We start from the raw sequence: 14645 nt of genomic DNA on the forward strand, positions 1-14645 counted from the left end.
AGACTTTATATGCCTCTAGTGTAAGTGGAACTACACCAGGCCTTTGTGCTTTAATGGCCATATATTTATTAAAAATAGCCAAATTGAAGTGGTCGGAGCTTTGTATGTCCCCTTACAACGTCATGATTGCCCTGTATCCGCATATGCTGGCCACCAGCTTAACTCTGCCGTTTGAGATGCTTCAGGCTGGCTACGCCTATGCTAAGCGCCATGTGCCAAATTGTCGGGCACTGAGTATTGAGCTGCTTAGCCATAACCGAGAGCCGGTTACCGCACACAGCGGATTGCCGTTTTTTCCAGGCCGTAACTATGATGATATTTCGCATTGTGATTTATTGATTTTACCGAGCCTATGGCGTAACCCCAGACCAGTATTGCGCCAACAGAATGCATTGGTAGCGGCATTACGGACGATGAACTGCAAGCACACAGCCATGATAGGGGTGGGCACTGGCAATTGCTTTTTAGCAGAGGCTGGGTTGCTGGATGGTCACCCTGCCACCACGCACTGGCATTATGCTGCGCAGTTCAAACGTGACTACCCCAAGGTTGATCTAAAACCGGAATACTTCATCACCCAAGCCGAAGGGCTATACAGTGTTGCCAGCCTTAACGCGCTCGCAGATGTGATTGTTCATCTATTAGAAAGCCTCTACGGTCGCGCATGTGCTTTACATGTGCAGCGTAACTTCTCACATGAGGTCCGTAAGCCCTATGAACAGCAGCGTTATCTAGAGGGGATGAATGAACGCCACCCTGATGAGCTGATAGCGCAAATCCAGTTTTGGATGAAAAACAACTTAAGCGCTGAGTTGAGTATTACTGGACTTGCAAGCTCCTTTGATATTTCTCAGCGTAGCCTCACCCGGCGTTTTAAACAGGCCGCAGGCCTCAGCCCCAACCAATATTGGCGTAAACTGAAAATTCAAAGCGCTCAAGAGCTGCTCGCCAGCTCGAACTTAACGATTAACGACATCGCAATGGAATTAGGCTTTAGTAATCAAGCCCTTCTTAATCGCCTATTTCGTCAAGAGCTGGGGCAAAGCCCCAGTGAGTATCGAGCCTTGGTGCGCAAAAAGCTGTTCGACAGCAGTGGCTGAGACATTGTTACGAACGCCCGTTAAATTCATCCCGAGGCAAAAACTCTAATACCGTCGCATTGATACAATAGCGCGCCTTGCCACCAGGCCCCTCATTGGGAAACACATGACCCAGGTGAATGCCCGACGACTTTGAGCGGATCTCAATGCGCTGCATACCGAAGCTGCTGTCTTGATGACGAGTCACTTGCCCTGCCACCGGCTGAGTGAAAGACAACCAACCGGTGCCGGAATTGAAGCGATCGCGAGTATCGAACAGTGGCGCCCCTGATAGTTTATCAACAAACACTCCGTCCGGCGTGTTTTTGAACACCTCATATTGCTTACAAAATCGGCTGTCCGTCCCTTTGGCGAATGCTACCCGATACGCTTCTGAATCACCCAGTTTAAAGGCGCCGAGAGCTTTGTAGAATAGCTCAGGTGGCATATAACCTTGGTGCGCAGCTACTTCTTGGCCATTTTCTATAAATAAAATAGTGGGGGTGGCGTAAGTCTCAGAAGTAATTGTAAGGTCTTGAAGCTGCGAGGCGTAACGTAAATGTACGTCAATCGTGCCCTGATAACTTGCCAACACCTCTTGTTTAAACTTTTCACAATAAGGGCAATAGTTTGGTGAGTCTAAAACGACAATGTGTTTGCCCTCAAGCAGCGGAGTGTTGTCTTGGTGCTCTGTCTCCTTGGCGTTAAACACCACGCCGGTAGAGTGATCCGGACAGTATCCATTAGGATTCTTACGCAAGTAGTCTTGATGATAGCGCTCAGCCATATGGAATTTATCGAGCGGTTTGATGAGCGTAGCTATCTTACCGTAACCCGCCTCGCTCAATAATGCTTGGTATTGTGCTTTTACTCGCTGCGCAAGTTCAGTTTGTTCGTTGCTGTAAGTGAGTATGGTCGAGCGATATTGCGTACCTCGGTCATTCCCTTGGCGATTGACTTGGGTGGGGTCATGTTGCTCAAAATAAAACTGTAAAATACGCTCTAATGAGATGGCATTGGCATTAAAGGTCACCCTCACCACCTCAGCATAGTTATTCTCATCATAGCGCCGCTTAGCAGCAATGATATTTTTGTATGTCGGTTTGAAACCACGCCCATCGGCATAGCCTGACTGAGCATCGAGCACTCCAGGGAGAGCTTCAAAGCGTTTTTCAACCCCCCAGAAGCACCCTGCTCCGAGCACGACGCGTTCTTTCGCGACACTCATTTGTGCGTCATTGTTGTCTGCGCCCATGGCTGCTGTGCTGGTAACGAGAAAAATAAGAAGAAAAAACAACTTGTTAAACATGCTAGCCTCATTAAACTAAATGATCATAGAAGCCCTGTAAGTACGTAGAGTGAATACAACGGTACGCCGGACCTGTGCTATTGCTTTACGCAGTAGCGTGTCTTTTAGTTGACCGTTCACACCAATAAATTTATTCATTGAGTACACGCATGAAAAACAAACTGACCAAAGAAGCCATATATGAACGCCTCGCCAACGTCGAAGATGCACGCGCTTGTAAAGCCATCGACGAAAATGCCTGCAAAGTGGTGCCCGGCAATTACTTAACCTTGCTACTGGCACAAATTCTCAGCAAGTTTGCTGATGCGCTACTCAACCCTAAAGTCACCCTGCCTTGGTTGATGCAAAGTTTGCAGGTTCCCAGTGCACTGATCGCGTGGCTGGTGCCTATTCGCGAGTCTGGCTCATTATTACCGCAGTTAGCAATTGCCGACTTTATTCGTACTTTAGCGGTGCGCAAGTGGGTGTGGGTGCTAGGTGCCATAGTGCAAAGTCTTTGTATATTTGCCATGGTCGCAGTGGGGTTAACCTTGCAAGGCACCACAGCGGGGCTTGCTATCATCGCTTTGCTGGTGGTGTTTTCCTTAGCGCGCGGGTTTAATTCCGTCGCTGCGAAAGATGTACTGGGCAAGGTCATCCCCAAGCAGCAACGGGGCAGTTTATCCGGCTTTGCGGCAAGTGCAGCTGGGCTTGCGACCATTACCTTTGGCCTTGGTTTATGGTTTTATCAACAACAAGGGGATAAATCAGCGGTACTCATTGCCTTAACCTGTGGTGCCCTTGTATGGCTAATGGCCGCCCTCACCTATGGTCGTATTCGTGAATACAGCGGCGCTACAGAAGGAGGTCGAAATGGCCTTCGCCATGCGCTGGGCAAGCTCACTTTACTTAAGACTGACAAACAATTTGCGCACTTTGTGCTAACCCGAGCATTGCTATTGTGTTCGGCGTTAAGCGCCCCTTTTTATATTGTGTTGGCCAGTGAGCAACAGTTCGACTTTTCATTACTCGCTTTATTTATGGGAATTTCCGGCGTCGCCAGCTTAATCTCAGCACCGATTTGGGGGCGTCTCAGTGATTTATCCAGTAAGCATGTGCTCGTCTTAGGTGCCACCTTAGTTAGCATCAATGGTTTTGCCGTTTATCTGGTCGCGACCTATTACCCTGGTTTGTTGAGTCATATTGCCTTTTTGCCAGCAATGTATCTGGTATTAACTATTGCCCACCAAGGCGTGCGTTTAGGACGCAAAACCTACGTGGTTGATATGGCAGAGGGCAATAAACGTACAGATTATGTGGCGGTAAGCAACACGGTTATAGGGGTCTGTTTATTGGCGTTTGGCAGTTTGGGCTTGTTAAGCCACTGGCTCAACAATGCTGAACTCATTTTTATTTACAGCATTCTCGGCATTGCAGGGGCTATTAGCGCTTTGATGTTGCCACGGGTTTAACTTTATCGCACGCGGTACTTAATTATCCGCATTTATGCTAATTTGCTAGCACAATAACAACAACTCAGTGAGGAGTTTATGGCCACAGCGAGACCTGATCCGCGCTTTTATCATATTGATACCCATACCTTGGTACTCGATTGCAGTGCCATAGACGGCATTGAGCATCAACACAAGCAGCGCATGGTCAATCACTTGGCCAACACGTATATAAATCAAGGCTGTTGTATTGATGTGGTCAGCGCCCATCAATGTCTGACTCTGTATTGCGCTCACGGCACTGATGTAGTGCAGTTGCAGCAGCAATTACTAACAGCGTGGCATCAGCTTGACGAAACAACGCTCAGTCACGCACACCACGACATTCCCGTGCACTATGGGGGCGAATACGGTATTGATTTAGAAGCCGTAGCTGAAGCCAGCAAGATGAGTGTCAAGGAAGTCATAGAGCTGCACAGTAGCGCCTTGTACGAGGTCGATTTTCTTGGCTTTCAACCTGGCTTCGCTTATATCAGTGGGCTCCCCAAAGCGCTGCATTTACCGCGCCTAGACACGCCCCGTACTGAGGTGAAAAAAGGCACCGTCGCCATCGCTCACGATAAAACCGCCATTTATCCTGCTCAATCCCCGGGGGGATGGAACCTGATTGGCTACACTGATCTGTGTTTATTCGACAAACATAACACCCCCCCTGCTTTATTTGCACCCGGTGATACTATTCGCTTTGTGGAGGTAAACCATGATTGAAGTGATAAAAAGCGGCCCACAGTTAAGTATTCAGGATTTGGGGCGATTCAATTATCGCCATTTGGGTGTATCGCAAGCAGGCGCTGCCGACAGTGATGCCCTGCGTATTGCCAACCGATTAGTGGGGAACCCAGATAATACGCCAGCGCTTGAAGTGACCTTGGGCATGGCGCAGCTAAAATTTTGCAGTAGCCAGTGCTTTTCACTCAGTGGCGCCGACATGAGTGCTAATCTCAATGGTGCTCGAGTTGACCCAGGCTGGAGTTATCAAGCGCAGCCTGGTGACATACTGACTTTCGCCTCCAGCGCACTGAACCTGCGCTGTTACCTTGCCTTTGCCGGAGGCATTGCCGCCACGGCAGAACTGGGTAGCTACAGCACCGATATCATGGCCGGTTTGGGCGCCAATCACGGTCGTGCACTATGTGCGGGTGAGCGAATAGCCATCCACCCTAGCAACTTTCACCCGCAGGGTTTTGGGGCCCGCTTACCGACCCGACAAGGGCCTATTCATTTTATCCCGGAACAACGCGATCATGGTTTAACCGCATCAATCAAGAGCGCTTTTATTGAAGGCCGTTGGCAAGTTGCACCGCAAAGTAACCGCATGGGATTGCGACTGCATTGGCCACAGCATGAGCGCCTGAGCCACTACCTCGGGATCGCCAGCACGGCGGTGAGCCCCGGTACCATCCAATTACCTGGCAATGGCGAGCCCATTGTGTTGCTCAATGATTGTCAGACAACGGGCGGCTACCCTATTCTCGGTCACGTGATCAGTGCAGACTTGCCCCGCTTAGGGCAGGCTCGCGCCGGCGCTGAGTTGCAGTTCGAGGCCGTGAGCCTAGCACAAGCAGAGGCGATCAATGCAACCCACCAGCATGAACTTAACCGCCTTGAGATTGCCATGCGGGGGCGCCAACACGCTCACTAAGGTATCGCGCTTTGGTTTTCGACAAAGTGCACCCCTCACTCTATCTAAGGCGCACCACCTTGGTGCGTCGCAATTACACCTATCGACCGAAAATGTGCTAAAGCTGTTGCTTTTTCCCCGCAACAAACTTACTCCGACCTATTATGGTGCATAACAGCTTTTTTATGACTTATTTCAGTGCATTAAATTTGCATTAAAGAGGTAAATTGCGGTGTGACTTGGCAAATTTTTTCTGATACAACAAAGGTGAAGTAACAGGAATGAGGAAAAACCATGTGTTCAATCTTTGCCGTGCTGGATATAAAATCTGGCGCACAAAAGCTGCGCGAGCAAGCCATAGATATGTCCAAGCTATTACGTCATCGGGGCCCCGATTGGTCTGGTGTTTACAGTAGCGATAATGCCATTTTGGTGCATGAACGACTGGCTATCGTCGGTGTTCAAAGCGGTGCCCAACCTTTGTATAACGCCGATCGAAGTCATGTTTTGGCTGTCAACGGCGAAATTTATAACCACCAGCAGCTCGCTGAGACGCTAACAATCGATTTTGACTTTCAAACGCAAAGCGATTGCGAGGTGATCTTAGCTTTATACGAACAACAAGGCAGTGATTTTTTAGATGACTTAAACGGTATCTTTGCCTTTTGCTTGTATGATGAGCGCAAAAATAAATACCTGATTGGCCGCGATCATATCGGTATCGTGCCCCTTTACACAGGTCGCGACGAGCAAGGCAATTTTTATGTTGCCAGTGAGCTTAAAGCACTGTCCCCTATTTGCAATCATATTGAAGAATTCCCTCCGGGCCACTACCTTGACAGTGATATCGGAGAGTATCGCCCTTACTATCAACGCGATTGGCAGCACTTTGACAACGTCAAGGATAACCCTGCAGAAGCCAAAGCCGTGCGTGAAGGTTTAGAAGCAGCGGTAAAGCGCCAGTTAATGTGTGATGTTCCCTATGGCGTATTGCTATCTGGCGGGCTCGATTCGTCGGTGATCTCGGCAATCACACAAAAATTTGCCAGTAAACGCATAGAAGACAATGACGCCAGTGATGCATGGTGGCCTCGCCTACATTCATTCTCCATTGGTCTGGAAGGGTCGCCCGACTTAGCTGCCGCAGAGCAAGTCGCCAAACAAATAGGCACTATTCATCACCCCATTCACTTTACCGTGCAACAAGGCATTGATGCCTTAAAAGAAGTGATCTATCACTTAGAAACCTATGATGTCACCACAGTACGCGCGTCCACGCCCATGTATCTAATGGCCCGGCAAATTAAAGCCATGGGCATAAAAATGGTGCTTTCCGGAGAAGGCGCCGATGAGCTATTTGGTGGCTATTTGTATTTTCATAAAGCCCCCAACGCGCAAGAGTTCCATGAAGAGCTTAATCGTAAAGTCTCTAAATTGCATATGTTCGACTGCCTGCGAGCGAATAAATCAATGGCAGCATGGGGGGTGGAAGCCAGAGTGCCGTTTTTGGACAAAGAATTTGTCGATACTGCCATGCGCATTAACCCTGAGGCGAAAATGTGTAAAGACGGGAAAATAGAAAAACACATTATTCGCCAAGCCTTTGAAGGCTACTTACCGGACGATGTGCTGTGGCGACAAAAAGAGCAGTTCTCCGACGGCGTTGGCTATAGCTGGATAGACTCACTGAAGGACTATGTCGATACCCAGGTCAGTGATATTGATATGGCCAATGCCCACTATCGTTTCCCACTAAACACGCCACAAACCAAAGAGGCGTACTTCTATCGCAGTATTTTCAGTCAACACTTCCCAGGAGAAGCACCAACCCGGTGTGTGCCTCATGGCAAATCCGTGGCCTGTTCAACCCCTGAGGCTTTAGCCTGGGATGCATCTTTTGCCGATAACGCTGACCCGTCAGGTCGAGCAGCCAACACTCACCAAGCGGCCTATGCAACGCCCAAAGCATAGGCTCTATCCGGCAAAATCAAAGCTTGCGCTGCGCTTGAGTAAACGCTTTGGCTGCAGCGCGCTTTACTTTGCCAAGGTATTCAGTCAGCTATCGGGCCGAGGGGCCAACCCCAGTTGGGTGTTTGATGGGCCACGATTACAGGCCCATCACTGCCGTCATATTTCAATGCGCTTAGCGCCTGTGATGTGCACCTTTGTGACTAACCACGCTCGTTCACAAGTGATCCAATGGTGGCAAAATGGCCATGCTGTGCGCCGCTGCGGTCACGGCACTCTCGCTCACATTGCGTGCAGCGCCAATGGCAAATCAATGTGCTCCAAAACCGAGCCTCTTAGCGGCGGACTGGCTGTTAACGCTCAAGCGATGTTAACTTTTGACGCCCTTGAAGCAAGCCCTTGCAATGACAACAGCTTATCAAAAATCGTAAACCTGCCTTTGAGCTTCACTGGCAACGAACCTTTTGGCTATGATTTCATGCAATGCGACAGCGACGATCTTCGCTTCCTTGAAGTGGATTTAGAGCACCTTGCTACGCGCCGCAACGCGCTGATCGTCATCAATAAGCCAAGTCACGTTCAACGACATTGGCAATGTCGCTACTTTGCGCCGCAATTCGGTAACCCGGAGGACTTGGCAACCGCATCTGCCCTCGCTGTGATAGCGCCCTGGCTGCACCGTCATTATGGTCTTAATAGCGCAGTCATCCACCAGGGTTCGAGTCGCCTAAACTATAAGTTATCGGGTCAATATGTGCTTATTTTTGCCAAGGTGTTAGCGCTGCGGCTTCACTAAGCACAGCGCAAAATCCCCTTGCGAATCGCACCAACTATCTACCAGGGTCAATCCGGCATTGCCAATCAAGGAACTAAAGCTCGCTAACGTGTACTTATGCGAATTTTCGGTATGAATGGACTCTCCTGCACGAAGCGTAAAACGCTGATCTCGCACACTGATGCAGGTGTCTTGATTCGCCACCAAGTGCATTTCAACGCGGTGTTGTTCACTGTTGAAGCGGGCCTCATGGCGAAAGTGCTCTAAGCACAGATGTGCGCCTAGCTCACGCGCAATACGCGTCAGTAGATTACGATTAAACGCAGCGGTCACCCCTTCTTTATCATCATAGGCGGCCAATAATCGTGGTGTCGCTTTAATTAAATCAATACCAATGAGCACACGGCCGTTGTGACCACACAGCGTACGTAAATTATGCAGCACTTCAATTGCATGGATGGGGGAAAAGTTGCCTAAGGTTGAGCCTGGGAAAAACACCACATTATTGCTGCCATTCAGGCCATGCTGTTGCACTAACGCCTTGATAGTCGGGCCATGGGTAAAGTCACAATGCAGTGGGTGGATGTTGACGTGGGCAAAGCGCTGGCGTAAACGCTGCTGAGTATACAGCAACATTTCTGTGGAAATTTCCAGGGGTATAAAGCCATTTACGTCAGGCATGTTATCCAGTAAATACGCGACTTTCTGGCCCGAGCCGCAGCCGGGTTCGATAACGGTTGCCTGTGTCGGCAAGTGCGCGACGATGTCCTGCGCATACTGTGCCAGCAAGGCCAATTCTGTGCGCGTAAGATAGTACTCTTGCAGCGCCGTGATCTGCTCAAACAATTGCGCACCAAAGTCGTCGTACAGATATTTGCATGGCAGCGTTTTTTGACTTCGCGATAGGCCATCAATAACGTCATCCAAAAAGCTCTGACGGCAGGTGAATGGCAATGCATGGTTACTCATAGATTCTGTCCTTGGCGAGGCGAATGCCACTACACATCCACCGTTGATGGGGGTAAAAAAAGTTGCGATACGTTAATCGCGTATGCTGCTTGGGGGTGAAATACGACCCACCTCTGAGCACCTGCTGATTCACCATAAACTTTCCGTTATATTCCCCGGCATCGCCCGCAAATGGCCGAAACCCAGGGTATGGCTGGTAGCTACTTAAAGTCCACTGCCAAGCGCAGTCATCAATTTGTGCGATATCACAATGACCTGCTTGAGCTTGCTCCATGGCCCACTCCCACTCAAACTCACTTGGCAACCGCGCGCCTTTAAATTGTCCGAAGGCACTGGCTTCATAAAAGCTGAGATGACGCACTGGTGCATTCATCGCAAGCGGGATTAACCCTTGGGGGGTGAATTCATACCAATTGTTATTCTGGTAGCGCCAATACAGCGGCGCTTTTATCTGCTGGCGCTGTAACCAACTAAAGCCATCACTGTGCCAAAACTCGCTGCGCTGATAGCCATCTGCGTCGATAAAGGCCAGATAGTCTGCGTTGGTGACAAGATGTGATGCAATGGAAAACTCATTAATATAGACGCGGTGACGGGGCCGCTCATTGTCAAAACTAAAGCCCGTTTGCGCCCCTATTTGCGCATCTGTGTTAGCAAAATCCAGCCACTGCCTGGGTTGCTCGTTCGAGGGACACACTAAGTGCTCGTCTAAAGTCGGGAACAGCGGATTAACACTGAAGTTATAAAGCATATCCATACGCATTAACTCTTGGTGCTGCTGCTCGTGCGCAATCCCTAAATTGACCCACTCTGCGCACTCATCGCTATCATGCTCAAGGGCGGCAACAACGTGGTTATCAACCCAGTGGCGATAATCCATCACTTGGCGCAATGAAGGACGAGATAATACGCCCCGTTGAGGGCGTGAGAACTGCTCACCGATACCTTGATAATAGGAATTGAACAGCACCTTGAAATCAGGATGGAAAGGCGCAGAAATAATCTTTTTTGGCGCAAGTAAAAATGTTTCAAAGAACCAACTGGTGTGCGCCAAGTGCCATTTCATTGGGCTCACATCAGCCATTGCTTGAATTTGACAATCTTCAGCACTGAGGTTTGCCACCAAGGCTTCGCTGTTCTCCCGACACTGGCGGTACTGCTCTATCAACGCATGGGTTGTTTTGGTCACGACACGGACACCTTAAATTATTGTTGTTGTGTTTGAGCTTGGTTCCTAAAGCCTAGACGAGCCTCAGTAATTTTCCATTCCCTTGTTTGTAATCGATTATTTACACATCAGTTGTGAACTTAGCAGCAAAAAGTTGCACCGAGGTGGCAGCTAAGAGACACTTTTGTGGCACTAAAATAACAACTAGGAACTCTTGATTATGCGTTTTCGCTCTCTTAGCGCCCTTGCGCTCGCTGTTGCTGCCTCACCGGCACTGGCAGACGAAGGTATGTGGCAACCTCACCAGCTTCCGGAATTGGAATCTGTGTTAAAGCAAAAAGGGTTAGAAATAGACCCTAAGAACATCTCTAAGCTCACCGAATTCCCGATGAATGCAGTTATCAGCTTAGGGGGTTGTACAGCCTCATTTGTGTCGCCTAAAGGTTTAGTCGTCACCAACCATCACTGCGCGTACGGCTCCATTCAATATAATTCCAGTGCCGATAATAATATTCTGGAAAACGGCTTTTTAGCGAAAAAGCCTGAACAGGAATTACCTGCCGCCCCAGGCTCTCGAGTGTATGTAACCGAGCAAGTTACTAATGTCACTGACAAGGTGAACGCCCAGTTAAACGATGATATGGATGGTAATACTCGCTACAAAGCCATCGAAAAAGCAGAAAAATCGCTGGTGGCTGAATGTGAAAAAGACGTGGGTTACCGCTGTAACGTCTATACCTTCCATGGTGGATTGGAATATTACCTGATTAAAGCACTGGAAATTAAAGATGTGCGTTTGGTTTATAACCCAGCCATGGGCATCGGTAAATATGGCGGTGATATTGATAACTGGATGTGGCCACGTCACACCGGCGACTATTCATTTTACCGTGCCTACGTCAGTAAAGACGGTCAACCCGCAGAGTACAGTGAAGATAATGTGCCGTTCACTCCAGATTCTTACCTGAAAGTCAGTGCCAAAGGCGTTAAAGAGGGTGATTTTGTGATGGTTACCGGCTACCCGGGGCGCACCAACCGTTACCGCACTGCTTCCGAAGTGGCACACCAATTTACCCATGTGTACCCTACTGCTAAAGCCTATCGTGAACAAAGCATTGATATCATAAAGGCGCAGGCTCCGGAAGGCTCACAAGCACGTATAGCCTACGAGAGTACTTTGGCTGGACTGGCTAATTATGCGAAAAACTATGGTGGCATGATTGACTCCTATCAAAACACTGATATGCAAACACGCAAAGATGCTTTGGCGCAAAAGCTTGCGACTTGGATCAAGGCGGACAGTGCGCGTCAGTCGCGCTACGGCGATACCCTTACCCAGCTCAATGAGCTGGTAAAGCAATCGCAAGCAACCAGTGAGCTGGACTTGATTTTAGGCTACATGGGCCGCAGTGCCATGCTCTCTAGTGCGCAGCGTTTATACCGCCTAGCCAATGAGAAGCAATTGCCTGATGCTGAGCGTGAACCTGGCTACCAACAGCGCGATCAAGCTCGTTTTGAAGCGCGCATGACCAGCCTATCTCGTCGTTACGACGACACCGTGGATAGCGCCATCCTCGCCCACTTTATCGACCTTTATGCACAACTGCCGCAAGCGCAGCGTATTGCATCTTTAGATAAAGCCTTAGGGATTGATAAGGGTTATGATAGCGAGGCCATGCGCCAGCGCATCGACTCTTGGTATGCCAAGACCGAGCTTAACGAACAGCAAGCTCGTATCGATTGGATGAACAAATCAGTATCAGAGTTCAAACAAAGCGACGATCCGTTTTTGGCCATCGCTGTAGCCACCTATGATGATATGCGCAGCCGAGAAAAGGCGAAAAAGGCGCTCAGTGGTGAACTGGCTAAAGTACGTCCGCAATATATGGCGGCCATTATTGCCTTTTACCAAGAGCAAGGGTTACCCGTCTATGCCGATGCCAATAGTACCTTACGCGTGACTTATGGCACAGTGAAAGGCTACTCGCCTAAAGACGCACTGACCTATACGCCGTTTACAACCTTAGAGGGCATCGCGCAGAAGTACACTGGCGAAGCGCCTTTTGATGCACCGAAAAAGCAAATGCAGCTAATTGCCGACAAACAATATGGTGAATACCAAATGTCGTCGCTTGGCTCAGTGCCGGTCAACTTTTTAAGCACCGTTGATACCACAGGTGGTAACTCAGGCTCACCGACGTTAAATGGTAAAGCTGAATTAGTCGGCCTTCTATTTGACGGTGTAAGTGAAAGTATTATCGGTGATTGGGACTATGATCCTAACCTCAACCGCTCCATTCATGTAGACACTCGCTATATGCTGTGGGTCATGGAGCATGTGGATAACGCCGATAACCTACTTGCTGAAATGGATATCGTTCGATAATTTGCAGTGAAATTATTTTTACTTATAAGCGCCTTCGGGCGCTTTTTTGATCGCCCCTTGAAACATCCCCGTAATGTATAAGATTCAAGCTGTTAGACAATTGGTGATTTACATTTACATTTTTGCTTCTAAACTAGTGTAAGTGATATGGGGCCTATTTTAGTTAGTCTACAAACCACCTCTCTGTGCGCTGGCACGCAGGGTAACTCACATAGGTCTAAGCTCTAAGGGCATTATGACAATAACTAGAGGTATGCATGAGTGAACATCATGATAAGTATAGTATAGAAAATACCGACTACACCGTCGGCCAGGACAACGTGCAAAAATGGGGGTTTGATGTCCATAACCCTGTTTTTGGCGTGAGCGCTGGCCTTATTTTGGTGTTTTTAATCGCCATTTTAGTGACCGACCCGGCCACCGCCAAAGGGGCGCTAGATGGTATCAAATGGGATATTATCGGCAACTTTGACGCCTTGTTTATGTGGGCGGCAAACATTTTTGTCATCTTCTGTTTAGCATTAATCGTCTCTCCTTACGGAAATATCCGCTTAGGTGGTGAAAGCGCCAGACCAACTCACTCACGTATTTCTTGGTTAGCGATGTTGTTTGCAGCCGGTATGGGGATTGGCTTGATGTTTTGGGGCGTTGCAGAGCCGGTTGCCTATTTCACAGGCTGGTATGAAACTCCCCTTGGTGTTGAAGCAAACACACCCGAAGCAGCGAAGGTCGCTATGGGGGCAACCATGTTCCATTGGGGTTTACACCCTTGGGCTATCTATGCAGTTGTCGCGTTATCTTTAGCTTTCTTCGCCTACAACAAGGGCTTACCCCTCTCTATTCGCTCTATTTTTTACCCGTTACTGGGCGATCGCGCTTGGGGCTGGCCTGGTCACATCATTGGTATTTTAGCTGTTCTTGCAACTTTATTCGGTCTTGCTACCTCACTGGGTTTAGGCGCTCAACAAGCCTCCGCAGGGATTAACCATGTGTTTGGCAGCGACGGCGATATTGGCATGCAAGTGGCCGTTATCGCGGGCGTTACCTTGTTAGCTATTATCTCAGTAGTGCGCGGTATTGATGGCGGTGTAAAACTGCTCAGTAACGTCAATATGGCCATCGCCTTTGCATTACTGGTGTTCGTTGGTTTGGTGGGTTTTGCCGCAGCAGTGGGCAATGTGCCTAATACCATTATGGGGTATGTTGAAAACATTATTCCACTTAGTAACCCGCACGGTCGCGAAGACGAAGCCTGGCTCCATGGTTGGACTGTGTTCTACTGGGCGTGGTGGATTTCTTGGTCGCCGTTCGTTGGCATGTTCATCGCGCGTGTATCCGAAGGCCGTACAATTCGTGAATTCTTAACAGCGGTACTGCTGATCCCGACGCTCGTAACCGTATTGTGGATGTCTATCTACGGTGGTATTGCTATTGAACAAGTTATTGATGGGGTTGGTACCTTAGGTGAGAAAGGCTTGACGGAAGTTCCTCTGGCGATGTTCCAGATGTTTGAACAACTGCCTATGGCAAGTGTCCTTTCTTTTATCGCCATTGTTTTAGTATTGGTATTTTTCATCACTTCATCTGACTCTGGTTCTTTGGTTATCGACTCGATTACCGCCGGCGGTAAAGTAGATGCACCTGTTCCTCAGCGTATATTCTGGGCAACCGTGGAAGGTGCCATTGCCGCTGCATTGCTATGGATTGGTGGTACTGAGGCCATAGAGGCGCTGCAAGCCGGCGCTATATCCACAGGCCTCCCCTTTACCATTGTGCTATTGCTAATGTGTGTAAGCTTAATTTTAGGCCTGCGCACCGAGCCCCGCCCTGGTAAATAGTTAACCTTAACCTAAGTAAGACGCCGCAATATTGCGGCGTTT

At 48.9% G+C, this 14645-nt stretch carries 11 protein-coding genes; 8 read left to right on the forward strand and 3 right to left on the reverse strand.

Annotated features, from left to right (window positions below; genetic code table 11):
- The first annotated feature begins 104 nt into the window (after positions 1–104).
- The gene (locus PRUTH_RS05780) at positions 105–1100 is read left to right on the forward strand and encodes a GlxA family transcriptional regulator (RefSeq protein ID WP_138588277.1); all 996 of its coding nucleotides are present in this window, start codon (positions 105–107) and stop codon (positions 1098–1100) included.
- 7 nt (positions 1101–1107) lie between these two features.
- Here PRUTH_RS05780 and msrA read toward each other — a convergent pair whose 3' ends face one another.
- Positions 1108–2334 (reverse strand): peptide-methionine (S)-S-oxide reductase MsrA, encoded by a 1227-nt coding sequence (msrA, locus tag PRUTH_RS05785; RefSeq protein ID WP_257221075.1) that lies wholly within the window; start codon positions 2332–2334, stop codon positions 1108–1110.
- 203 nt (positions 2335–2537) lie between these two features.
- Here msrA and PRUTH_RS05790 point away from each other — a divergent pair, with 203 nt between their 5' ends.
- The 5 genes from PRUTH_RS05790 (at position 2538) to PRUTH_RS05810 (ending at position 8263) form a co-directional block, all read left to right on the forward strand.
- On the forward strand, positions 2538–3839 hold the full coding sequence (locus PRUTH_RS05790) for an MFS transporter (protein ID WP_151172821.1): 1302 nt from the start codon (positions 2538–2540) through the stop codon (positions 3837–3839).
- 78 nt (positions 3840–3917) lie between these two features.
- Positions 3918–4586, forward strand: a complete 669-nt coding sequence (pxpB, locus tag PRUTH_RS05795; RefSeq protein ID WP_151172822.1) for a 5-oxoprolinase subunit PxpB — start codon at positions 3918–3920, stop codon at positions 4584–4586.
- The gene (locus PRUTH_RS05800) at positions 4579–5520 is read left to right on the forward strand and encodes a 5-oxoprolinase subunit C family protein (protein WP_151172823.1); all 942 of its coding nucleotides are present in this window, start codon (positions 4579–4581) and stop codon (positions 5518–5520) included. The genes pxpB and PRUTH_RS05800 overlap by 8 nt, the downstream gene beginning before the upstream one ends.
- Positions 5521–5793: 273 nt before the next feature.
- The gene (gene asnB / locus PRUTH_RS05805; protein ID WP_151172824.1) at positions 5794–7470 is read left to right on the forward strand and encodes an asparagine synthase B; all 1677 of its coding nucleotides are present in this window, start codon (positions 5794–5796) and stop codon (positions 7468–7470) included.
- Positions 7451–8263, forward strand: coding sequence for a PhzF family phenazine biosynthesis protein (locus tag PRUTH_RS05810; protein WP_170268898.1), 813 nt, complete (start codon positions 7451–7453; stop codon positions 8261–8263). Before asnB ends, PRUTH_RS05810 begins: the two co-directional genes overlap by 20 nt.
- On the opposite strand, the gene egtD is transcribed toward PRUTH_RS05810, so the two are convergent.
- Both egtD and egtB read right to left on the reverse strand, forming a co-directional pair.
- On the reverse strand, positions 8243–9211 hold the full coding sequence (egtD, locus tag PRUTH_RS05815) for an L-histidine N(alpha)-methyltransferase (RefSeq protein WP_151172826.1): 969 nt from the start codon (positions 9209–9211) through the stop codon (positions 8243–8245). The genes PRUTH_RS05810 and egtD overlap by 21 nt on opposite strands.
- Positions 9204–10400 (reverse strand): ergothioneine biosynthesis protein EgtB, encoded by a 1197-nt coding sequence (gene egtB / locus PRUTH_RS05820; RefSeq protein ID WP_151172827.1) that lies wholly within the window; start codon positions 10398–10400, stop codon positions 9204–9206. The genes egtD and egtB overlap by 8 nt, the downstream gene beginning before the upstream one ends.
- Positions 10401–10599: 199 nt before the next feature.
- Between egtB and PRUTH_RS05825 the strand changes: the two genes are divergently transcribed.
- A complete protein-coding gene (locus tag PRUTH_RS05825) occupies positions 10600–12765 on the forward strand; it encodes a S46 family peptidase (RefSeq protein WP_045978742.1) in 2166 nt (721 codons plus the stop codon).
- Between the two features lie 257 nt (positions 12766–13022).
- Positions 13023–14603 (forward strand): BCCT family transporter, encoded by a 1581-nt coding sequence (locus tag PRUTH_RS05830; protein ID WP_151172828.1) that lies wholly within the window; start codon positions 13023–13025, stop codon positions 14601–14603.
- Positions 14604–14645 lie beyond the last annotated feature (42 nt).

It is taken from the genome of Pseudoalteromonas ruthenica (assembly GCF_008808095.1).
Classification (GTDB): domain Bacteria; phylum Pseudomonadota; class Gammaproteobacteria; order Enterobacterales; family Alteromonadaceae; genus Pseudoalteromonas; species Pseudoalteromonas ruthenica.

Excerpts from the sequence above, each read along its gene's own strand:
- pxpB (WP_151172822.1), top strand. The coding sequence starts at position 3,918 with ATGGCCACAGCGAGACCTGATCCGCGCTTTTATCATATTGATACCCAT.
- PRUTH_RS05810 (WP_170268898.1), top strand. The coding sequence starts at position 7,451 with ATGCAACGCCCAAAGCATAGGCTCTATCCGGCAAAATCAAAGCTTGCG.
- PRUTH_RS05800 (WP_151172823.1), top strand. The coding sequence starts at position 4,579 with ATGATTGAAGTGATAAAAAGCGGCCCACAGTTAAGTATTCAGGATTTG.
- PRUTH_RS05825 (WP_045978742.1), top strand. The coding sequence starts at position 10,600 with ATGCGTTTTCGCTCTCTTAGCGCCCTTGCGCTCGCTGTTGCTGCCTCA.
- PRUTH_RS05830 (WP_151172828.1), top strand. The coding sequence starts at position 13,023 with ATGAGTGAACATCATGATAAGTATAGTATAGAAAATACCGACTACACC.
- PRUTH_RS05790 (WP_151172821.1), top strand. The coding sequence starts at position 2,538 with ATGAAAAACAAACTGACCAAAGAAGCCATATATGAACGCCTCGCCAAC.
- asnB (WP_151172824.1), top strand. The coding sequence starts at position 5,794 with ATGTGTTCAATCTTTGCCGTGCTGGATATAAAATCTGGCGCACAAAAG.
- PRUTH_RS05780 (WP_138588277.1), top strand. The coding sequence starts at position 105 with ATGTCCCCTTACAACGTCATGATTGCCCTGTATCCGCATATGCTGGCC.
- egtD (WP_151172826.1), bottom strand. The coding sequence starts at position 9,211 with ATGAGTAACCATGCATTGCCATTCACCTGCCGTCAGAGCTTTTTGGAT.
- msrA (WP_257221075.1), bottom strand. The coding sequence starts at position 2,334 with ATGGGCGCAGACAACAATGACGCACAAATGAGTGTCGCGAAAGAACGC.